This is a genomic window from Syntrophobotulus glycolicus DSM 8271, from assembly GCF_000190635.1.
GTDB lineage: Bacteria > Bacillota > Desulfitobacteriia > Desulfitobacteriales > Syntrophobotulaceae > Syntrophobotulus > Syntrophobotulus glycolicus.
This window is the reverse complement of the sequence record NC_015172.1, coordinates 2,896,303-2,918,971: the sequence shown is the minus strand read 5'-3', so window position 1 is coordinate 2,918,971 and position 22,669 is coordinate 2,896,303. Positions and strand designations below refer to the sequence as shown.

Annotated in this window: 20 protein-coding genes; 18 read left to right on the top strand and 2 right to left on the bottom strand. The window is 47.4% G+C overall.

All coding sequences use genetic code 11. From position 1 onward, the window contains the following. Nucleotides 1–22 precede the first annotated feature (22 nt). Both SGLY_RS14440 and SGLY_RS14435 read right to left on the bottom strand, forming a co-directional pair. Complete coding sequence (locus tag SGLY_RS14440) at nucleotides 23–1,252, bottom strand: MFS transporter (protein WP_013625967.1); 1,230 nt, start codon at nucleotides 1,250–1,252, stop codon at nucleotides 23–25. Then, a complete protein-coding gene (locus tag SGLY_RS14435) occupies nucleotides 1,236–1,676 on the bottom strand; it encodes a MarR family winged helix-turn-helix transcriptional regulator (protein ID WP_013625966.1) in 441 nt (146 codons plus the stop codon). Before SGLY_RS14435 ends, SGLY_RS14440 begins: the two co-directional genes overlap by 17 nt. Nucleotides 1,677–2,000: 324 nt before the next feature. Here SGLY_RS14435 and SGLY_RS14430 point away from each other — a divergent pair, with 324 nt between their 5' ends. From SGLY_RS14430 to SGLY_RS14345, 18 genes are all read left to right on the top strand, one after another. Next, nucleotides 2,001–3,245 carry a YibE/F family protein gene (locus SGLY_RS14430; protein WP_013625965.1) on the top strand — a complete coding sequence of 415 codons (1,245 nt, stop codon included), beginning with the start codon at nucleotides 2,001–2,003 and terminating at the stop codon, nucleotides 3,243–3,245. A 435-nt stretch (nucleotides 3,246–3,680) separates the two neighbouring features. Beyond that, on the top strand, nucleotides 3,681–5,165 hold the full coding sequence (trpE, locus tag SGLY_RS14425) for an anthranilate synthase component I (protein WP_013625964.1): 1,485 nt from the start codon (nucleotides 3,681–3,683) through the stop codon (nucleotides 5,163–5,165). Next, on the top strand, nucleotides 5,162–5,746 hold the full coding sequence (locus tag SGLY_RS14420; protein WP_013625963.1) for an anthranilate synthase component II: 585 nt from the start codon (nucleotides 5,162–5,164) through the stop codon (nucleotides 5,744–5,746). Before trpE ends, SGLY_RS14420 begins: the two co-directional genes overlap by 4 nt. Then, nucleotides 5,743–6,774, top strand: coding sequence for an anthranilate phosphoribosyltransferase (trpD, locus tag SGLY_RS14415; RefSeq protein WP_013625962.1), 1,032 nt, complete (start codon nucleotides 5,743–5,745; stop codon nucleotides 6,772–6,774). Before SGLY_RS14420 ends, trpD begins: the two co-directional genes overlap by 4 nt. Beyond that, nucleotides 6,771–7,556: an indole-3-glycerol phosphate synthase TrpC gene (trpC, locus tag SGLY_RS14410; protein WP_013625961.1), complete on the top strand. Its 786-nt coding sequence runs from the start codon at nucleotides 6,771–6,773 to the stop codon at nucleotides 7,554–7,556. The genes trpD and trpC overlap by 4 nt, the downstream gene beginning before the upstream one ends. Next, entirely contained in the window at nucleotides 7,547–8,212 is a 666-nt protein-coding gene (locus SGLY_RS14405) for a phosphoribosylanthranilate isomerase (RefSeq protein WP_013625960.1), read from the top strand. Before trpC ends, SGLY_RS14405 begins: the two co-directional genes overlap by 10 nt. A gap of 4 nt (nucleotides 8,213–8,216) precedes the next feature. Beyond that, nucleotides 8,217–9,404: a tryptophan synthase subunit beta gene (gene trpB / locus SGLY_RS14400; protein ID WP_041445461.1), complete on the top strand. Its 1,188-nt coding sequence runs from the start codon at nucleotides 8,217–8,219 to the stop codon at nucleotides 9,402–9,404. Next, nucleotides 9,394–10,200 (top strand): tryptophan synthase subunit alpha, encoded by an 807-nt coding sequence (gene trpA, locus SGLY_RS14395; protein ID WP_013625958.1) that lies wholly within the window; start codon nucleotides 9,394–9,396, stop codon nucleotides 10,198–10,200. Before trpB ends, trpA begins: the two co-directional genes overlap by 11 nt. A 50-nt stretch (nucleotides 10,201–10,250) precedes the next feature. Continuing rightward, nucleotides 10,251–11,744 (top strand): aminodeoxychorismate synthase component I, encoded by a 1,494-nt coding sequence (gene pabB / locus SGLY_RS14390; RefSeq protein WP_013625957.1) that lies wholly within the window; start codon nucleotides 10,251–10,253, stop codon nucleotides 11,742–11,744. 218 nt (nucleotides 11,745–11,962) lie between these two features. Then, nucleotides 11,963–12,157 (top strand): helix-turn-helix domain-containing protein, encoded by a 195-nt coding sequence (locus tag SGLY_RS18680; protein ID WP_041445460.1) that lies wholly within the window; start codon nucleotides 11,963–11,965, stop codon nucleotides 12,155–12,157. Between the two features lie 35 nt (nucleotides 12,158–12,192). Then, on the top strand, nucleotides 12,193–12,339 hold the full coding sequence (locus tag SGLY_RS18180; protein ID WP_169312031.1) for a hypothetical protein: 147 nt from the start codon (nucleotides 12,193–12,195) through the stop codon (nucleotides 12,337–12,339). Between the two features lie 18 nt (nucleotides 12,340–12,357). Beyond that, nucleotides 12,358–13,179: an aminotransferase class IV gene (locus tag SGLY_RS14375; RefSeq protein ID WP_013625955.1), complete on the top strand. Its 822-nt coding sequence runs from the start codon at nucleotides 12,358–12,360 to the stop codon at nucleotides 13,177–13,179. 203 nt (nucleotides 13,180–13,382) lie between these two features. Beyond that, nucleotides 13,383–15,368 (top strand): NAD(+) synthase, encoded by a 1,986-nt coding sequence (locus SGLY_RS14370; RefSeq protein WP_013625954.1) that lies wholly within the window; start codon nucleotides 13,383–13,385, stop codon nucleotides 15,366–15,368. Between the two features lie 117 nt (nucleotides 15,369–15,485). Continuing rightward, entirely contained in the window at nucleotides 15,486–16,775 is a 1,290-nt protein-coding gene (locus SGLY_RS14365; RefSeq protein WP_013625953.1) for a homocysteine synthase, read from the top strand. 242 nt (nucleotides 16,776–17,017) lie between these two features. Then, complete coding sequence (locus tag SGLY_RS14360; protein WP_013625952.1) at nucleotides 17,018–17,353, top strand: metal-sensing transcriptional repressor; 336 nt, start codon at nucleotides 17,018–17,020, stop codon at nucleotides 17,351–17,353. A 92-nt stretch (nucleotides 17,354–17,445) separates the two neighbouring features. Next, entirely contained in the window at nucleotides 17,446–18,363 is a 918-nt protein-coding gene (locus tag SGLY_RS14355; protein WP_013625951.1) for a LysR family transcriptional regulator, read from the top strand. A gap of 172 nt (nucleotides 18,364–18,535) precedes the next feature. Beyond that, entirely contained in the window at nucleotides 18,536–20,830 is a 2,295-nt protein-coding gene (gene metE, locus SGLY_RS14350; RefSeq protein WP_013625950.1) for a 5-methyltetrahydropteroyltriglutamate--homocysteine S-methyltransferase, read from the top strand. Nucleotides 20,831–20,889: 59 nt separating this feature from the next. After that, the gene (locus SGLY_RS14345) at nucleotides 20,890–22,668 is read left to right on the top strand and encodes a bifunctional homocysteine S-methyltransferase/methylenetetrahydrofolate reductase (protein ID WP_041444840.1); all 1,779 of its coding nucleotides are present in this window, start codon (nucleotides 20,890–20,892) and stop codon (nucleotides 22,666–22,668) included. The last annotated feature ends 1 nt before the right edge of the window (nucleotide 22,669 follow it).

Sequence of the window (22,669 nt, the reverse complement as noted above, 5' to 3'; positions counted from 1 at the left end):
GGATGCTCTCTTTCTCTGTATTTTACGAAGCTTGCTGCCGCCCGGCCTCAGCCAGCGGCTTGTTCAGCATGAAAAACAGTGTTGTGATGAATTGTACCGCTCCTGTTATGATAAACAGCTCACTCAGGCCGATGCTATCCGCAAGGGGTCCGAACACCAATAAGCCCAAAGGCATCGCCAGACTGGCCAGCATGGTCATAAAACTGAACACACGCCCCAGGTATTCCGGCTCTACTTTTTCCTGAAGCAGCACGGTAAAGGGGGTGGAAAATATGGGCATTGCCAACCCGACCGCCACCATCAGCACAATGTACAGCCAGAAATGATCGATTACCCCGCATAACACCGTTCCCGCCGAAAAGATGTACATCCCCAGAGTGATGGTCCGGTGCCGGTTCTTAAAGCCGCCCCAGGACATCATGATCAGCCCGCCAAGCAACATTCCCACCGAGAACCCGATGTCTGCTGCTGAAAGCCTCCAGGCATCGGCTCCGAACAGTCTCGTGACCTGTAAAGCGTAGAGCACTGCCACCGGTGCCGCCATGAGCATCATCACGGCATTAAACATGAAAAGTCTCGATACAATATGATGGTGGGCAATATACTTCAGTCCAAGCCGCAAGTCCTGGAAATAATCGACTTTAGTTTCCTGGGCGGGGCGGCTTCCGCTTTTTTCAAGGTGTACGAAGAGTCCGAAAATTGCAATGGCTGCCGCTGCTGTTGCCACATCGATAAAGAATATGGTTTCCAACGGTGCCAAAGCCATCAGGGCCGCGGCGAGCGCGGGTGAGAGCAGCATCATGCCGGACTGAGCCGAGCTGTTGATGCTGTTGATGCGCATCAGCTTGTCTTCGGGCACCAGTCTTGGGATGAGCGCGTTGACAGCAGGCAGCTGAATCCCCTGTCCGATGCCGCGCACAGCCATGACAGCGAAAATCAGCTGGAAATCTCGCGAGCCTGCCCAAAAGGCGAGGGCAAGTCCCAGTGTCGATACCGCGACCAGGGCATCCGTGAGAATAATCAGCTTTTTTAGGTCATAGCGGTCCGCCCATACCCCTGCAAACGGAGAAATGAGGAACATCGGCAAAAAACCGCAAATCATAGCGATGGTCATCATCGTACCGGACTGCGTTTCCAGCGTTATGTACCATGACATTGCGCATTGGACCAGAGATGAGCCGAACAGAGAGATTACCTGGCTTGAAAGGAAGAGGACGATATTCCTTTTCCAAGATCTAGGATTTGTAGCCATTGGACCTCCAATCACAGTCGGCAATCGTGTGCAGCATACCGGAGAACAGAGACAGCTCATTTTCTGTATACTTTTTCCTGAGCGTCTCTTCCATATTTTGGCCTATACGGTCAAACATTCCGTAAATGGCTGAGATATTCGGATTGAGTTTCAAATAATGGATTCGCTTGTCCCGAACACTTTGGACTTTCTCAACCAGCCCTTTTTTCACAAGCTCGTTGACTTTAATGGTGACACCGGATTTGGTGATTTGTAAAGCTTCCGCCAGTTTGCTGATCGTGCAGTTTTCGGTATTGGCAATAACGTTGAGACAGAGCATGCTGTGATATGAAACACCGGAGGAATAGTCCTGCCTGTTCATCATACGCAGCTCGTTAAGGGACATGCGCAAGTAAAAATAATTCATTTCTCCAAGAAAATCCATCAGTAACCTCCGGATACAATAGTTAAGCGTATTTATATAAATATGCTTAACTATTGTATCCGGGGCCTTGCTGCCTGTCAAGCTCCTATCAGAAATAAACGTTTTACTGATCCTTTAAAGATCGGCTCCGCAACGGACAATCTCTCAGGCATACACAGCTGCCTGACAGTGTTTGGCGGCAAAGCAGATAAAAAAGCAGGCTCTCGAAAAAAATGCTGCTTGCATTATAGAGACAGACATGTTTATAGTATTAATGTGCGTCAGGCCGGTCCTATTTTGTAGAACAAAACAAAGACCAGTGAGTAAAGGCAGAGAGGGGCAGAAATGGATATTGATCATAACAGGGGAAACAGAAGCAACCATTATTCGATCCTGGCTATCATATTGGCGGTATTAATCCTGATGAGTTTTCCATTTGTGGTGCGGGGAGAGGATAACGCACCGGCAGAAGGCACCGTTTCCACAGAAGGCACCGCTCCGGCGGAAGGTATTGCTCCGGCAGAAGGCACTGCCCCGGCGGAAGAGACAGTACGGGGCAAGATCCTTGACATTACGGAAAACAAAGAGAAAGAAAATGACTTGCAGTATTCCGGTGGTGAGATGAAAATTATCTACCAGGATATTAAGGTCCATATTTTATCAGGGGAACATAAAGGCGAGACGGTTATTGCCCAAAATGTGATAGATGAAAGAATGGTTTACAATCTAAAGCTTAAAGTCGGGCAGGAAGTGATCACTCAAATTGTAGAGGACAATGATGGAAAGGTCGTCAATGCCTATGTTACGGAAATTTACAGGCAGACCTATCTGACCTATCTATTAATTCTCTTTCTTTTCAGTCTGGTGGTTTTCGGCAAAGTCAAGGGATTGAAAACAATTGTGACGTTAGCCATTACAGGGCTGGCAATCCTCAAACTCCTTCTCCCCGGAATCCTTGCCGGGTATAACCCTATCCTCCTTACTGTGGGGATCTGTGCGGTGATTACGGCCCTGTCCCTGTTTATCATAAGCGGAATAAACCGCAAATCGGTTGCGGCCATCATTGGGACAACCGGGGGGGTATTGGTAGCCGGGATGATTGCGATGATTTTTGGTTCTTTGGCAAGCCTGACCGGGCTTGGAGAACAGGAAACACAGATGTTGGCTTTTATCCCCAGAGAAAATGGTTTTGACTTTGAAGGGCTGCTTTTTACCGCGATTATTATCGGGGCTTTAGGGGCAATCATGGATATTGCGATGTCTATCTCCTCGTCCCTGTATGAAATTGAAACGCTCAAACCGGAGATTACCCCCAAAGAACTGGTCAGGGCGGGAATGAATATCGGAGGCGATGTTATGGGGACAATGTCCAATACTTTAATTTTAGCTTATGTCGGTGCGTCCTTGCCTTTGCTCCTGCTTTTTATGGCCCATGCTATCCCTTTTCAGCAATTCATTAATTGGGACATGATTTCCTCGGAGGTGGTCAGGGCTCTGGCCGGAAGCATCGGGATTATTCTGACCATCCCCTTGACGACAATTGTGGCGACGATTTTAAGAAAGAAAAAGAAAGAAAAAGCAGAGCGGTAACACAGAGCAATAATATTCTTGACAAAACGTTACTGAAGTGTTATATTGCAAAAAAATACAGTTAAACTTCTGATGGAGAAGTAACGTCAGTATACGTCCTCAAAGAGAGCTGCGGGCGGTGGGAGCGCAGCAGGAAACGGACTGGCAAATGGGCTCCTGAAGGCGGGGGGAAAGCGGCAAGATATGCCCTGAGTAATACCCGACGCGGCGTTGGCGTTAGAAGACGGGGGATGTGTTGGCATCCTGCTATGAGTTGGGCTTGTGATCTTCCGAGGTCTGGTTTTTTACTATTATCCAGAGAGGAAGGGAACACGAAGTCAATCAAGGTGGCACCGCAGATATAACGTCTGTCCTTGGATTATCCGAGGATAGGCGTTTTTTAGTTTGTTTGGGCACTTTACAAGAAAACTGCACGAAGAAGGAGGATGTCGGACAATGGTTTACCCGTCATTTGAAGAAGCAGGCAGAAAAGCGGCCGGGGTGGATTTTGTACCGGTTGCGATGGAAACCTTTGCTGATATGGAAACACCGGTCAGCGTTTTTAAAAGATTCAAGGACACCAGCCCCTATTGTTTTTTACTGGACAGTGTTGAGGGGGGCGAAAAGTGGGCCAGGTATTCCTTTATTGCCAAAGATCCTTTGCTGACCATTCGCGTCAAAGATCAAACAACGGTTATTCAGTACAGGGATGGCCGGGTTGAAAACATCCGGGGCAATCCTTATCAAATCGTGCAAGATCTCATGAGCAATTATAAAGGGGCCAAAGTGGAAAGCATGCCCAGGCTTTCCGGAGGTATCGTCGGTTTTTTCGGGTATGACCTGATCCGCAGTATAGAGAACCTGCCCAATCCTCCCAAGGACGATCTCGATGTACCGACCTGTCATTTTATGCTGGTTGATGAAACCATTGTCTTTGACCATTTGCAACAGAAGCTGGTATTGATTGTCAATATGCCCACAAAAGGTGATTTGAGACTGAATTATGACCGTACGGTGGAAAGGCTGAAGGTCATGGATCAAACGATCCGGGAATCCGCTGCCGTTCAAAGGATCAAGGATGATGACAGGGAAACGGCTCCGGAGAAAGCTCAAGTCCAATCAAATATTTCGAAAGAGGATTTCTGTGATCTGGTCGCCAAAGCTAAAGAGTATATCAATAACGGGGATATTTTTCAGATCGTGCTGTCACAGCGCTTCTCGATGCCCGCTCTCCATGATCCGCTTGATGTCTATCGTTATCTCCGGGTATCCAATCCATCCCCTTATATGTATTTTTTGAAATTCAAGGACTATTGTATTGTCGGCTCTTCACCGGAAATGCTGGTGCGCTGTGAAAATGGGATTGTGGAAACCTGCCCGATTGCCGGAACCCGCAAAAGAGGAGAGACTGAGGAAGCGGATCGGAAACTGGAGGAGGAACTGCTCGAAGACCCGAAAGAGCTGGCCGAGCATATCATGCTGGTTGACCTGGGGCGCAACGATATTGGCAAGGTCGCCAAATTCGGGACGGTAGAAGTGAGCGATTATATGTCGGTCTTAAGGTACTCCCAGGTGATGCATATCGGTTCGACTGTCCGGGGTGAAATGAGAGAGGATAAAACATCTTTCGACGCCCTGATGGCTGTTCTGCCTGCCGGGACTCTTTCCGGGGCTCCTAAAATCAGGGCCATGGAAATTATTGATGAGTTGGAGACGACCCAAAGAAGCATTTACGGCGGGGCAATTGGTTTTATTGCTTTTGACGGCAGTCTGGACTGCTGTATCGCCATACGGACCATTCTTTTCAAGGATGGGATGGCCTATGTTCAGGCCGGATGCGGGGTCGTGGCCGATTCCGTTCCCGAGAGAGAATATGAAGAAACGGAAAACAAGGCCAGGGCAGTGATTAAGGCTCTGCAAGAGGTAGGTGGAATAATATGATTCTGATCATCGATAATTATGATTCTTTTACCTATAACCTTTACCAATATGTCGGCAGTATCGATCCCGATGTGACCGTAGTAAGGAATGACCGGATGACGACAGAACAGATCCGGGAATCCAACCCTTCACACTTGATTATTTCCCCCGGTCCGGGATTTCCGCGGCAGGCCGGCATCAGCATCGAGACGGTGCAAAAGCTTGGAGCGGAGTATCCGATTTTGGGTGTGTGCCTGGGACATCAGGCGATTGGGGAAGCTTACGGGGGAAAGATCGTTCATGGGCCGGAACCGGTACACGGAAAGACGGCTCGGGCCAGGCTTGATCCCGGCTGTCCGCTATTCGCGGCAATGCCCGAAGAGATTGAGGCGGGGCGTTATCACTCCCTGGTTGTGGAAAGGGAATCACTCCCCAAAGAGCTGATGATTACGGCGGAGACGGAGGAAGGCTTGATCATGGCCATACAGCACCGTCATTATCCGGTCTTCGGGGTGCAGTTTCATCCGGAATCTGTCCTCACCCCCGAGGGTCTGAAAATCATCGAGAATTTTTTAGCTTTTCGTAAGGGGGGAGAACAATGATTAAAGAAATCATCGCCAAACTGGCCGGCTTGGAAAATCTTACGGCAGAGGAAGCGGCTTCAGCCATGAACGAAATTATGGAGGGGGAAGCCACTCAGGCCCAAATCGGAGCTTTTCTGATTGCTTTGCGGATGAAAGGGGAGAGTATTGAAGAGATTACGGGCTGTGCCAGGGTTATGCGGGAGAAGGCCGACAGAGTTGCGATCAATCGCGCGGAGGCCATAGATATTGTGGGGACCGGCGGAGATTGTGCCAATACCTTTAATATTTCCACCTGTTCAGCCTTTATTGTCGCGGCGGCAGGGGTCCCTGTAGCTAAACACGGCAATAGGTCTGTTTCCAGCAGGTGCGGCAGTGCCGATGTGCTGGAAGCCCTCGGAACCAATATTACGCTTACACCGGAGAGTGCTGCGGAATGTCTGCAAAAATCCAATATTTGTTTTATGTTTGCCCAGTCTTATCATAAATCGATGAAATATGTGGCCGGACCGCGCAAAGAAATCGGCTTGCGGACAATCTTCAATATTCTGGGGCCTCTTGCCAATCCGGCCAAGGTGCAGAACCAGTTGCTCGGGGTCTGTGACGAACAATTGCTTGAGCCGCTGACCAAAGCCCTCGCGGGCTTGGGGGTGCGCAATATCATGACAGTTAACAGCCAGGAAGGTCTGGATGAAATCTCCGTTTCCGCTCCGACGAATGTATATGAATACCGCCGGGGGCAATTTTCCCGTTATCTGCTCGATCCTCAGGACTATGGCTTTAAACCGGGCACACTTGATGATGTGCGCGGGGGAGATGCCTTGGAGAATGCCGGGATCATTAAAGACATCCTGTCCGGGAAGCTCCATGGCCCCAAACGCGACATCGTCTTACTGAATGCGGGGGCAGCCCTTTATACGGCGGAGAAGACGGGTACAATCGGGGAAGGCATCGCGCTGGCAGCCGCTGTAATAGATCATGGCGCGGCATCCCTCAAGCTTGAGGAATACGGCAAAATATCCAATAGGATGAAGGAGAGGTCATCATGAGTCTGCAGGAGATACTGGCCAGAAAAAGAATTGATATTGAGAATGAATTGCTGGGCGGATTGATGAACGATATTGAAAGAAGAGCGTTTTCCATGCCGGCCCCGAGGGATTTTTACGGCGCCCTGGCCGCCGGGGGGCTTTCGGTAATTGCTGAGGTGAAGAAGGCCTCTCCGTCCAAGGGAATAATCGCCCCGGATTTTGATTACGCTAAAATAGCTTCCGCCTATGATGGCGGTGGAGCAGAAGCCATATCCGTCCTTACGGAAAGACATTTCTTCCAGGGGAGTGACACCTACCTTGCGGAGATTAAAGAGCTGGTTCAGATTCCGGTTCTGCGCAAGGATTTTATGATCGACGAGCGTCAGATTCTGGAAAGCAAGGCGATCGGGGCAGATGCGATTTTGTTGATCGCCGGGATTCTCGATGATAAAACCATGCGGAAACTCTATGAGCTTGCGCAAGAATCCGGATTGCATTGTCTTTTCGAAGCCCATAATGAAGCGGAGGTTAAACGGGCGGCAGATTGCGGAGCCAGAATCATTGGGGTCAATAACCGGAATTTAAAAACTTTCCAGATAGATTTGGCGACCTTTGAGCAGCTGCGCAAGTTCATCCCCTCAGGAACACTGGCGGTCGCCGAAAGCGGGATAGCTTCTTCCGGTGATGCCCAATACATGAGACAGGCAGGTGCCGATGCCATCCTGGTCGGGGAAACATTAATGCGGACAGAAGACCCCGGAGCAATGATTAAAGCGTTTAAGGAGGGGCGCAGGTGCCAATAATCAAGATCTGCGGTTTAAGCAGGAGAGAGGATATTGCCGCGGTTAATGAATATAAGCCTGATTATGCCGGTTTTGTCTTTGCAGAAAGCAGACGCGGGATTGAACCGGCCAAAGCGGCGGCTTTGATCAGGGAACTGAGTCCCGAAATCAAGCCTGTCGGTGTCTTTGTCAATATGGCAATAGGCGATCTGTTGAAGATTGTGAAGGAATGCCGTCTGGCAGCGGTACAGCTGCATGGAGATGAGGATCAGAGGTATCTGGAGAGTCTGAGGAACAAACTGCCTGCCGGAACTGTGATCATGAAAGCGGTACGGGTGAAAGACAGGCAGGCACTGATCGCCTTGGCAGGTATTCGGAGCGATGTTCTTTTGCTGGATGCTTATCATGACGGTGTAATGGGCGGGACGGGCCAGGTTTTTGACTGGAAGCTGCTCAAGGAAGTGAAACAACCGTACCTGCTGGCCGGCGGCCTGAATGGGGAGAACATCGAACGGGCGCTGGAAACAGTCAATCCCTATGGGGTTGATGTCAGTTCGGGAGTGGAAACGGCAGGAAGCAAGGACAAAGATAAAATTGCGGACTTCATCAATAAAGTCAGGTCATATGAAAAAAGTCAGGTCAGATCAAAGGACCGGGGAGGGATAAAAAATGGATAAACAGGTGCGGGAAGGCCGTTATGGGGTTTTTGGCGGCCGTTATGTTCCGGAAACCTTAATGAATGCCTTGCTTGAATTGGAAAAAGCTTACGAGTTTTATCAAAATGACCGGGAATTTCAGGAGGAATTTGACAGGCTGCTCCGAGAATATGCCGGCAGGCCGTCACTGCTCTATTATGCCGAAAAGCTGACCGAACATCTGGGCGGAGCGAAGATTTATCTGAAACGGGAAGATTTGAACCATACCGGCTCCCATAAGATCAATAATGTTTTGGGGCAGACCCTTCTGGCTAAAAAAATGGGGAAGAAAAGGGTCATAGCAGAAACAGGCGCCGGACAGCATGGAGTCGCGGCCGCAACGGCGGCAGCGCTTTTTGGCATGGAATGTCAGGTTTTTATGGGACGGGAGGATACCGAAAGACAGGCCCTGAATGTTTTCCGCATGAACCTTCTCGGTTCCTCGGTTAAGGCGGTGGAATCGGGGACAGCCACGCTCAAAGACGCGGTGAACGAGGCTATGCGGGAATGGACAGCTCGTGTGGATGATACCTTCTATGTGCTGGGCTCTGTCATGGGGCCGCATCCTTATCCCATGATGGTCCGCGATTTTCAAAGCGTGATCGGACGTGAGGTCAGGGAACAAATGCTGGCCCAGACCGGTAAGCTGCCTGATTGCCTGATCGCCTGTGTCGGCGGCGGCAGCAATGCCATGGGTCTTTTCTATCCGTTCATTGAAGACAAAGAAGTGCGGATGATCGGGGTAGAAGCAGGCGGACGGGGAGTTGAGACCCCTGATCACGCGGCAACGATTACCAAGGGCAGCATAGGGGTATTTCATGGCATGAAATCTTATTTTCTGCAGGATGAAGAAGGGCAGATCACACCTGTCTATTCCATCTCGGCCGGCCTGGATTATCCGGGGATCGGGCCGGAACACGCCTGGCTGCATGCCACCGGTCGGGCCGAATATGCGAATATTACCGATAGTGAAGCGGTTGAAGCGTTCCAACTGCTGTCGAAAACCGAGGGGATCATCCCGGCTATTGAATCGGCTCATGCCGTTGCTTATGCCATGAAAATAGCACCGGCGATGGACGGGGATAAGACCATTGTCATTAACCTTTCAGGCCGGGGGGACAAAGATGTTTACCAGATAGCCAGATATTTGGAGGTGGAGATAGATGAGCGCTGAGCAAAACAGAATTGACGAAATGTTTGCCCGCCGGGCAGATCAAAAGAAAAAAGCCTTGATTACCTTTGTGACGGCAGGAGACCCTGATCTGGAAACCACACGCAAACTGGTATTGGAGATGGAAAAGGCCGGCGCCGACCTGGTCGAGCTGGGGGTGCCGTTCTCCGATCCGGTTGCCGAGGGTCCGGTAATTGAGGAAGCCAATCTGCGCGCGCTCAAAAATGATGTCGGTATAGACAGGCTGTTTGAGCTTGCGGCCCGGCTCCGGCAGGAGACAAATATTCCCCTGGTCTTTTTGCTTTATGTCAATTGTGTTCTGCAATACGGCAAAGAAAAGTTTATGGACAACTGTGTCCAAAGCGGAATAGACGGTCTGATTGTTCCTGATCTCCCTGATGAGGAAAGCAACGAGATTTACGGGGAGAATATCCGGACAGGGGTAAGACTGATCCGGATGGTGGCCCCCTCTTCAGATGACCGGATCGAAACCATAGCCGCTAAAGCGGAAGGGTTCCTTTACTGTGTTTCCTCACTGGGCGTGACCGGAGTGCGTTCCGGGTTTAAAACCGATTTTGAGGGGTTCTTTGGTAAGATCAATCAATATAAGAGTGCTCCTTCCGCGGTCGGATTTGGGATCGCCACCCCGGAGCAGGTGCGGGACCTGAAAAAGTATTGTGACGGAGTCATTGTCGGCAGTGCGATTGTTAAAAAAGTGGCGGCAGCGGCCGGTCCGGAAGAGGCGGTGGCTTCAGTCGGGGAGCTTGTGCGGAGTCTGCGCCGGGCTTTGGACGAATAAAGGACCGAACCATAAACATATCTGAACAATCATTGGTGAGGAGCTTGGCTTTGCGGGAAGATACTTATATCATGGAGAAAATCAAGATCAGTTATACGGAGCAAGGCATTCTGGATTTCTTTGCCCAAATCCCTTATGCCGCGATTTTGGACAGTTCATTGACGATGGACTGTCTTGGTCGTTTTACCATCATTGGTTATGATCCGTTTTTGATTTTTCAGTCGAAGAACGGCCGGGGCCGCCTGCGGGGAAAAAATATACAGGAGGACGCGCACGGCAATCCCCTGGAAATCCTGCGGAAACTATTGCAGAGGTATCAAAATTCCTGGCATGAGGAAGAAGTTCCTTTCTTGGGCGGATGCATAGGGTATTTTTCTTATGATCTAGTCCGCTTTATCGAAGATCTCCCTTCCTTGAACCGTGATGACATCGGAGCCAATGATCTGGAACTGGGGTTTTATCATAAAATATTGGTAATGGATCATCATAAAGGCGATATCTACGCCATCGGGACATCGGTAGGCTGTGAAACCGAAGAGGTCGAAGCAGCCGCAAGTGATAATCTCAAGGAGATCAAGAAAGTACTTAAACAGTATGAAGAAATGGCCGCCTGCAGCGCGAAGAGCAATTCAGATGATCAGCTCAAAGAACGGGCAAGCGCAGGGCACGATAGCATTGCAGGCAGTGAGATCAATCACAGAATTGCTGAAGATAGTCCCAATTTTCTTGCCGCGAACTTTTCTGAAAGAGGATACAGGAGGATGATCAGCCGGGTAAGAGAATACATCCGCTGCGGCGATATCTTCCAGGCCAACCTTTCTCAACGATTTACGGCAGAGATAGACAGTGATCCTTCCAAAATCTATGCTCTGCTTCGCCAAGCCTCCCCGGCTCCCTTTTCAGCATATCTCAATTTCGATCAGTTAAAAATTATCAGCTCATCGCCGGAAAGATTCCTCAAAATAAAGGACCGGGCAATAGAGACCAGGCCGATCAAGGGAACCAGGCCCCGGGGGCGGAGCAGGGAAGAGGATGCCCTGAACAGGGCGGAGCTGCTGAACAGTGCAAAGGATCGTGCGGAACTGACGATGATTGTTGATCTGGCCAGAAATGATCTGGGTAAAGTATGCGAAATCGGCAGTGTGGCTGTTGAGCAATTAAGGGAAGTTGAGGAGTACGCCAATGTCTTTCATCTGGTCGCTGCGGTAAGCGGCAAACTCAGAAAGGATATAGATGTGGTGGATTGTCTCTATGCGGCCTTTCCCGGCGGCTCGATTACCGGGGCGCCTAAAGTCAGGGCCTGTGAGATCATTGAAGAACTGGAACCGGTTAAAAGAGGAGTTTATACCGGTTCGATCGGCTATTTGGGATTTAACGGAGAGGCCGATTTAAATATTGCGATCAGGACAATTATTGTGAAAGCTAAGCGGGCATATTACAATGTGGGTGGAGGCATCGTATGGGACTCTGAACCGGCAAAGGAATACGAGGAAACCCTGCATAAAGGCAAGATGATGATGCGGGTCCTGTGTAGTATTCTTTGAAAAATAATGCCCGGGAATAATGGCCATCTGCATGAGAATCATGGGCAGATGGTTTTATTGCGTTTCCCTGTGTCCGCCGCAATTGATCAATAGATGAAGTTACCTGGTTGAATGTTGTAGAAAATGAGAGAAAAATTGACCCTTTTCAGTAACCGCATTCTTTATATTTCGACCTGGGTTATGATTTAATCTCTTAATAGGAGGCGACATCTGTACAGATAGGGAGAAATATCGCCAAGGTACGTCAAGCCAAAAGCCTAACCCAAAAAGAGCTGGCTGAAAAAGCCGGAATCAGTCTAAGTTATTTAAAAAAGATCGAAAAAGGACATTATAAAAAACCACACATAAAAACTTTATCGATCATAGCCAATGCGCTGGAAACAGATTTAAGAAAGTTGTGGGAAGAGGAATGAAAAATAATCAGTTTCAACTTTTCTGTGAGAATTTGATGAATAACTTGACAGTAATTAAAGGGTATGTTGATTTAAGCAGAGAAAAAGCTGAAATGAAATTCTCCGCTGAATTGACGGAGGAAATCACCGAGATGACAACGAAAATTAAAGAATGCCTTACTGAAATCAGCCGAAAGAAATAATGGAAGCAGGACGATGAAATGAACACTGAATACGAAGGAGAAGAAAACAGGCTCAGCTCCGATGATTTTGGCTTCCTTTATGGTCTGAGTATTTTTGAAACTTTTTTTGTCGATCATAAAGGGCAGGTTTTTTTGCTGTCTGATCATATCCGAAGGCTCTATGATTCCCTGGTTTTTTTTGAAATAGAGTTAAACTGCCCGCAGGAGGAATTTACGGGGATAGTTCTGGCTTATATCCGGCAGAACAAGATCCAAAATAAGATTTTGCGGGTGGCAGTCAGTGCCGGAAATAAAGAAAAACAGCTAAAACCGGGAATCTTTTTTGCCCTGCGGGCCAACAGCTATTCACCGGAAAAAATTGATCAGGGCTGTACACTCATGATCTCAGATCACAAACGCAATGAAACTTCGCTTCTGGTCAAACATAAAACGGCGAATTATATGGAGAACTATTTCATTGCCCGGGCGGCGATACGCCAGGGTTTTGATGATGCTGTTTTCTTAAATACGCAGAATCAGGTCACGGAGACAACCAAAAGCAATCTGTTCTTTGTCAAGGACGGGGTCTTACATACACCAAATGTTCAATGCGGTTTACTGCCCGGGGTAATCAGGGAATGGGTGATCCGCAAAGCGGCATCCTTAGGAATTGATTGCCGGGAAGGCTATTACGGTCTGGCTGAGCTGATGGAGGCCGATGAAGTATTGATCACCAACTCGGTGATGGGCATTATGCATGGACAGAAGATCGACGAGAAATGCTATAATGATGGCTTTCCCGGAGAAATGACAGCTTGGTTGAAAAAGGAACTGGCTTTTGCCCGGCAGGGAGCCTGTTGAGTTTTAGAGATTATGAGGAGTGCGCAATGAATGATCAGATGAAGGCCATTTATGGCATTGTCCGCCCATTTTGTTTGTTTATGGTGAAAATAAAGCTATAATGATGGTGTATTGCGTAACGCCTGATGGTTATGTCATGGTAAACGCGGATACAAGGATCTTTTGATTTCATTCTGTCTGTGAAGAGAGGGGATTTGGTTCTGATGTTTGATCTGAAGAAAATGGGTTTTATCCGGGTCGGAACGGCCGTACCGAAGGTTCAAATCGGCGATCCCATGAAAAATATTGAGGAAATAAGCAAACTGATTAATCAGGCGGCAGAAGAAAAAGTCAAGGTATTGGTGTTTCCGGAACTATGTGTGACCGGCTATACCTGTGGCGATCTGTTTCATCAAAGGCTTCTTCTGGATAAAACAGAGGAGGCTCTGGAGAAATTAGTAAACACAGTGATAGAGATCGATATGGTGATCGCGGTCGGCTTGCCGATTTTGGCGGATAATCAGCTTTTTAACTGCGCGGTTATTCTGTATAAGGGTGAGATTCTGGGAGCGGTGCCGAAGACCTTTATTCCAAACTATAATGAGTTTTACGAAAAGAGATGGTTCAGCTCAGCAATCAATCGATTGAGTGACCGGGTGATTCTCTGCGGACAGGAAGTGCCGTTTCATGAACAGCTTTTGTTCCGGGACAGTTCCTCAGAACTCTGCATCGGGGTCGAGGTTTGCGAAGACCTTTGGATGACAATCTCTCCCAGCGCATATCACGCGCAATACGGAGCAAACCTGATTCTTAATCTCTCAGCCAGCAATGAGGTCGTCGGCAAAAAGGAATACCGGGATGCTTTGGTCAGTCAGCAGTCTGCCAAGTGCCTGGCTGCTTATGTTTACGTTTCTGCCGGACAGAGTGAATCAACAACGGATGTGGTGTTCGGCGGCCAGACCCTGATCGCTGAAAATGGCTCCATTCTTGAAGAACAAAGGTTTCAGGAGTCTGTGATCACCTTTTGTGATATCGATATGGAAAAACTGATGAACGAACGCAGAAAAATGAACAGTTTTATGAACCGACCGCCGGACCTGGATTATACAATTATTAATTTCAACCTGGGAAAGACGGAGAGAACAGAACAGGAAACAACCGAGAACTGTCTGAAAAGATATGTGGACCCCTATCCTTTTGTGCCGGGCAGGCGGGAAGACCGTGATATCCGCTGTCAGGAGATCTTTACCATTCAATTGACCGGCTTGGCTCAAAGGCTGGTGAAATCGGGGATCAAAAAGGCTGTCCTCGGTATTTCCGGAGGACTGGACTCAACCTTAGCCCTGCTGGTCTGTAAAGAGGCTTTCGATAAATTAGGATACCCTCAGGACAATATTATTGGGGTGACAATGCCCGGCTTTGGCACAACCAATCGGACCAATGAAAATGCTAAACTCCTGATGCGGGAGCTTGGGATCGATGTCAGAGAAATACCCATAACAGAGGCCTGTCTGCAGCATTTTGCCGCAATCGGGCATGATCCGGCCATTCAGGATATTACTTACGAGAATGTTCAGGCCAGAGAGCGTACCCAGATTCTGATGGACCTGGCCAACAGGGAAGGCGGAATAGTTGTCGGCACAGGGGACCTTTCCGAGCTTGCGTTAGGCTGGTGTACTTATAATGGAGACCATATGAGCAATTACGCGGTCAACGCCGGTATCCCCAAGACCCTTGTCAAATATTTGGTTTCCTGGTATGCAGACACTTCGCAAAATACGAAGGTAACAAAAACCTTACAAGATATCCTCGCTACCCCGATCAGTCCTGAGCTTCTTCCCGCAGACAGGACAGGGGAAATTGAGCAAAAGACAGAGGAAAAAATCGGATCTTATGACCTGCATGATTTTTTCCTCTACCATATGATGCGCTGGGGATATTCACCGAAGAAAATATTTTTGCTGGCAGAGCTTGCTTTTCAGGATAAATTTGACTCTTCTGAGATTCTGCGTTGGCTCAAGGTGTTTTACCAGAGGTTTTTCAGCCAGCAGTTTAAGCGTTCCTGTCTTCCCGACGGCCCCAAGGTAGGCTCGGTTTGTCTTTCTCCCCGCGGGGACTGGCGGATGCCGAGTGATGCCAGTGCAGAAATCTGGCTGAAGGAAGTGGAATTATTAGAAAAAAACAAAGATTGCGCAAAGAATAGAGATTGACAAAGTATTTTGAATGGAGTATTCTATTTTTAATCACTACTAAATACATAGATTTTATAGCTATTAAAGAAAAAGGTAGTCGTTATCTGAAAACCAAAGAATATGGGAGGAAAAGAAATGAGTAAAGAGAATTGGAAATTTGATACTTTACAGGTTCATGCCGGACAAGGACCTGATCCTGCCACAAACGCAAGAGCAGTTCCGATCTATCAGACGACCTCATATGTTTTTAAAGACGCCGATCATGGAGCCAATTTATTTGGGCTAAAAGAATTCGGAAATATTTATAGCAGAATCATGAATCCAACATCAGATGTGCTGGAACAAAGAATCGCCGCTCTTGAAGGCGGAGTAGGAGGTCTCGCTGTTGCTTCCGGTTCGGCCGCCGTCACCTATGCGATTCTGAATATTGCCGGAGCGGGTGATGAAATCGTTTCAGCCAGTACCCTTTATGGCGGGACTTATAATTTATTTGCGATTACCCTGCCTAAATTAGGGGTGAAAACAGTGTTTGTCGATCCGGAAGACCCCGAGAATTTCCGCCGGGCGATTAATGATCAGACCAAGGCCGTCTACATAGAGTCTATCGGTAATCCCGGAATTAATATTATTGATATTGAGGCAGTGGCCAAGATCGCGCATGAAAATAAAATCCCATTAATTATTGATAATACCTTTGCGACCCCTTATTTGCTCAGACCGATTGAATATGGCGCCGATATCGTTGTCCATTCAGCAACCAAATTCATCGGAGGGCATGGAACCTCTATCGGGGGCCTAATCATTGATTCCGGGAAATTCGACTGGGCTTCCAGCGGCAAATTCCCCGGGCTTACCGAACCTGACCCCAGTTATCACGGTCTCAGGTATACGGAAGCTTTTGGGCCTTTAGCTTATATTCTAAAAACAAGAGTTCAGTTATTGAGGGATACGGGAGCGGCATTGAGCCCGTTTAATTCATTTCTCTTCCTGCAGGGCTTAGAAACATTGTCGATCAGGGTTCAAAGACACGTTGAAAATACCTTGAAAATCGTTGAGTTTCTCTCCAAGCATCCTCTTGTTACCTGGGTCAATTATCCCGGGCAGAAAAGCAATAAATATTATGAGCTTGCTCAAAAATACCTGCCTAAAGGCGCCGGTTCAATCTTTACCTTTGGGATTAAAGGCGGGGCAGAGGCCGGTAAGAAATTCATCAATAATCTGGAAATCTTCTCACTTCTGGCTAATGTGGCTGATGCCAAATCATTGGTCATTCATCCGGCCAGCACGACCCATTCCCAACTGACGGAGGAAGAACAGGCCAAGGCCGGTGTAACCCCTGATCAGATCAGACTTTCAATCGGGATCGAAGATCCTGATGACTTAATTGACGACCTTGCTCAGGCATTGGCGAAAGCAGGGGAATAAGGAGCCGGCTGTTTCGCGGGAGAGGATATCCCCCCGGACAGGATTGCATAAAAAGCTAGAGAGGATATAATAAATACGTAAGAGGTTCTTAAAGATGCCGGCTGATTACAGGCATCGATAATTCAACTCTTCACATCCCTCAAGTATTTTGATAGTTGAGGCCGTCCCGTGACAGAAACGGAGACGGCTTCTTGCAATGCCAATCGGTTTATTGATTTCTGAAATGCAAGGAGTTATTCATAGTGGAGCGGAAGAACAACAGGCAGGATCAGAACGAACAACATATTCAGAAACAAAATATCCACCAGCATGATCATGATCATCCGAACAAAAAAATCGTGATCAACCGTTTAGCGCGTATTATAGGGCACCTGGAAGGGGTAAAAAGGATGGTTGAAGATGATACGGACTGCAGTGATATTCTGATTCAGATCTCAGCTGTCCGCTCTGCCCTCAACAGTACGGGTAAGGTTATTCTGGAGGATCATATTAATCACTGTCTTATTCATGCTCATGAAAATAATGATACGAAGGCCATTATGAAGCTCAGTGATGCCATCGGCAAATTTCTGAAATAAAGAAATAAACGCTGTGCACAAACACGGTAATGAGAGACATGATCGCAGCGTTATAGACCGCAGCGAATAGAATTGAGTAGAGGGGTGATACTTTGACCCTGCAGCAGCTCAGATATGCCGTTGAAATCGCAAATTGCGCTTCAATCAATGAAGCGGCAAAGCGCCTGTTTATTTCCCAGCCGAGCTTATCCAATGCCATCAAGGACCTGGAAGCCGAGCTGGGTATTAATATATTTATGAGGACGAACAGGGGGATAAGAATATCACCTGCCGGCGTGGAGTTCCTCGCTTATGCCAAGCAGGTTCTGGAGCAAGCAGAATTATTGGAAAGCAGATACTTGGGAGAAAAACGAAAACCCCAGCTTTTTTCCATATCTGCCCAGCATTATGCTTTTGCCGTAGAGGCTTTTGTCCGGTTATTAAAAGAAGAACAGACCGAAGAATACGAATTCAATCTGAGGGAAACCAGGACCTATGAAATTATTGAGGATGTCAGGAACCTGCACAGCGAAATCGGAATCCTTTATCTGAGCAATTTTAATGAGCAAATCATGTCCAAGATCTTTGCCGACAATGACCTGAGATTTACAACCTTATTTCAGGCAAATCCTCATATTTTTATCAGTTCTCAAAATCCTTTGTCTGCTAAAAGACGCGTTGCCTTGGAAGACCTGGACCCCTATCCTTGTTTGACCTTTGAGCAGGGGGAGAATCACTCTTTTCATTTTTCAGAAGAATTGTTTAACACCATCAGGCACAAAAAAAGTATTCGCGTAACAGACCGGGCGACATTGTTTAATCTTGTGATCGGGCTCAATGGGTATACCATCAGCACAGGGTTTTTAAATTACGACCTTAATGGCGGCCAGGGAATCATTGCCGTTCCGCTGGAAAGTGATGAAGTCTTTGAGGTGGGCTGGATTGTGCATAAGGATGTACGATTAAGTCAAATTGCGACCAAGTATTTGGCCGTACTTCAGAAAATCATTGCTGAAAAATATCAAGACTGAGATCTTGCTCGGCGATTTTCCTTCTGAAATCAAGCTGCGAATTGAACGGACAGCGAAAAGCTATTGCCTGCTATAGGATTTGCCTATAGCAGGCAATAGCTTTTTTGAGTTATTAATGACCGGGAACGCTATGCTATATTATGGTTAAGATTTTAGGAAGGGAAGGGACGAAATGAGTAAGAGTTCTGTAATCGGATTCCCCAGAATCGGCAGTTTAAGGGAACTGAAGCATTGGACCGAGGATTATTTCGCGGGGAAGTTATCCCTGACGCAATTACATAAGAACGCGGCCGGTCTGAGGGAACAGCACTGGCTATGGCAGAAACAGAAAGACATTGATTTTATTCCATCAAACGATTTTTCTTTTTATGACGGGGTTCTAGACACCGCTTGTTTTTTGAATCTCATTCCCAGGGAATATCAAGACCTTGGGCTGCATGATACAGATACCTATTTTGCCATGGCCAGGGGGTACCAGGGGGAGAAAGGCGATGTTAAGGCCCTGGCTATGCGGAAATGGTTTAATACAAACTATCATTATATTGTGCCTGTGTTTGATGATGACACAGAAGTAAGGTTAAATACTGACGGACCGTTTTCCTATTACCGGGAGGCAATGAAGCTTGGCATAAAAACAAAGCCGGTCTTGCTTGGTCCCTTTACTCTTTTGAAACTGGCCGATTACCGGGGGGTGAAAAAGGCGGAGGACTTTGCCGGGCCGTTGATTTCCGCTTATCGGGAAGTGTTCAGCAAGTTTCATTCCCTGGGAGCAGAATGGCTGCAGATGGATGAACCGATCTTAGTTACGGATTTGACGCAGGAAGAGATCGGACTGTTTAAAGATTTATATACCGGGCTGTTAACCGGAAAAGAGGATTTAAAAGTACTTCTCCAAACCTATTTTGGAGATGTCAGAGATGTTTACAGGGAAATCATGAAACTTGGCTTTGACGGAATTGGCCTTGATTTCCTGGAAGGAAAGAAAAACCTTCAGCTCCTTGAGGAAAACGGTTTTCCCAAAAACACCCTGTTATTCGCCGGGGTGGTCAACGGCAAGAACATATGGCGCAATAACTATGAAAAAACAAGGAAAATGATCAATCAATTCACAGCAAAGATTACAGAAGAAAATATTGTGATCAATACATCCTGTTCACTGCTCCATGTCCCATATTCTCTGGAGAATGAAGACAATATGGATCAAAAATATAAAAACCATTTTGCTTTTGCCCGGGAAAAACTCCAGGAGTTGGGGGACCTGAAGGAGCTTCTTGATGATCAGGATGAGGAGAAAAACGAAAAATATCTTCAGCAGATCGCGTTAAGGAAAACAAAAGAAGACGATGTCAATCCGGGAATACAAAAAAGGATCAAAGCCCTGAGTGAAAAAGATTTTAAAAGATGCCCGGACTTCGAAGAGCGGGAAAAGCTGCAAAAGGCTAAGCTCAAGCTGCCGGTCCTTCCCGCGACTACGATAGGTTCTTTCCCCCAGACAGCAGAAGTTAAGGCCTGGCGGGCAAAGCTGAAGAAGAAAGAGCTGGCTCCGGCCCAGTACGAGGAGAATATCAAGAAAAAGATTGCTCAGTGCATTGCCCAGCAGGAAGAAATCGGATTGGATGTTCTCGTTCACGGCGAATTTGAGCGAAATGATATGGTTGAATATTTCGGTGAAAATCTGGAAGGGTTTCTTTTTACGCAGAAGGCCTGGGTTCAGTCCTACGGCACGCGCTGCGTAAAACCGCCCATTATCTGGACGGATATTGAACGCAAAAATCCAATTACTTTAAAGTACAGCACATACGCCCAGAGCCTGACCGCTAAACCCGTCAAAGGGATGCTGACAGGGCCGGTCACGATTTTAAACTGGTCGTTCCCCAGAGAAGATATCTCCGATAAAGAAACGGCTTTTCAGATCGCCCTGGCTATCCGGGATGAGGTCTTGGATTTGGAAGCTCACGGCATCCGGGTGATTCAGATTGATGAAGCCGCTTTGAAAGAAAAACTGCCCATTCGCCGGGCAGATTGGCACACCGAATATCTTGACTGGGCTATTTCAGCTTTTCGGCTCGTTCATTCTTCAGTCAGACCAGAGACCCAGATCCATACCCATATGTGCTACAGTGAATTCGGACAAATGATTAAGGATATTGAGGCAATGGATGCCGATGTCATATCTTTCGAGGCTTCCCGCTCCAATCTTGCTATTGTGAATTCTTTAGTCGAGGCAGGTTTTCAAACTGAGGTCGGACCGGGTGTTTATGACATACACTCCCCGCGAGTCCCGAGCAAGGAAGAAATCTTAAAAGCGCTGAAGGGCATGCTCGGAAAAATAGAACAAGCCAAGCTTTGGGTCAATCCCGATTGCGGGTTAAAAACCCGGGGAGAAACCGAAACAATAGCCAGTTTGAAAAATGTAGTTCAGGCAGTTCTTGAAATCAGAGAAGAAATCAAAGCCAGGCAGGATTGAAGAAAGGGAGCCATCAGACACAGGTGAAGACGAAACAGGAACAGCGAAATGAGGTCGAGATGAATATCCGGGAATATTTAAAAACCAATACCTTAATTTTTGATGGGGCAATGGGGACTTACTATGCCCAATTAGAAAAAAAACCTTTAGTCAAATGCGAAATGGCAAATATTCATGATGAAGAGGCTATTCTCCGGATTCATCATGAATATATCAGGGCCGGATGCATGGCAATAAAGACCAATACATTCGGGGCCAATGTAACCTGTTTGGATTGTCCCTTTGAAGGTGTGGAAGAAGTAATCAGAAAAGGGTATGAGCTTGCCCGGCGGGCCGTAGCGGGGAGCGGTGTTTATCTTTTCGCGGATATCGGGCCGATACCCTTCAGGGATAATGAGAATCTATTTGCTGAATATCAAAAAATAGCAGACCTATTTCTGGATTTAGGCGCGGTCAATTTTCTGTTCGAAACCTTCAGCTCCGCTGAATATCTGGCCCAAATCGCCGCCTATATCAAGGAGAAAAGTCCGCAGGCTTTTATCATCACGGAATTTGCGGTTTCGCCTGATGGGTATACCCGTCAGGGCAATTCCGGTTTTCAGATATTTGAGGAACTATCAGGAGAAAACAGCATAGATGCCATCGGTTTCAATTGTATCTCCGGACCTTATCACCTGCTGCAATTGGCGAAAAAGCTGGAGGCCAAAGATAAATTTGTCTCTATCATGCCGAATGCGGGGTATCCGACAGTAATTGACAATCGGACGTTTTTTGAAAATAATGCCGGGTATTTCGCGGATCAGATGCTGGAAATGGCCAAGGAAGGGATTGCGATCCTGGGAGGGTGCTGTGGCACAGCTCCGGAATTTATCAGAAAAACCGCAGCCAAAATTAAAAGCCTGTCTTTACCGGAACCTGCCGTCAAAAGGATAAAGATAACAGAGGGTAAACCAGCGGCGCAGGCAGAAAACCCTTTAATGGAAAAAATCAGGCAGGGAGAAAAAATCATAGCGGTAGAGCTTGATCCCCCGGCAAATACAGATATTGATTTTTTGATGAGAAGCGCTCAAAAGCTTCAAGAAAACAAGGTTGATGCGATTACCATAGCCGATTGCCCAATCGCCCGGGCCAGAGTGGACAGCTCCCTTTTGGCCTGCAAACTAAAAAAAGAGCTCGGTGTGACACCGATACCGCACATGACCTGCAGGGACAGAAATATTAATGCAACCAAGGCCTTGCTTCTTGGCCTGAATATTGAAGGAGTCAATAATGTCCTGGTTGTCACGGGTGATCCCATTCCTTCCGCCCAAAGGGACGAGGTAAAAGCAAGGTCTAATTTTAACTCGGCCATTCTGGCCAACTATATCAGGACATTAAATGAAAACACGTTTGCCAGGCCCTTTACCATCTATGGCGCTTTAAATGTCAACGCCAGAAACTTCGAGGCCCAATTAAAACATGCCCGGAAAAAGATCGAAAATGGGGTCAGCGTTTTCCTTACCCAGCCCATCTTGACGAAAAAGGCCTTGGAAAACCTTCAGGAAGCGAGCAGGGTCCTTCCGGCCAAAATATTAGGAGGAATACTGCCAATCGTAAGCTATAAAAATGCGTGTTTTATGAACAATGAAATCTCTGGGATCGATGTTTCCCCAGAGATCATGGACCTGTATGAAAATGCCTCGAAAGAACAGGCCAGAAACCTGGCTGTAGATATTTCCACCCGTATGGTCCGGGAAATCTCTGCTTATGTGGACGGATATTATCTGATCACCCCTTTTCAAAGGCTGGATATCGTGACAGATATTCTTGAGAATATGTTGCAAAGCCAGGCCGGCTAAT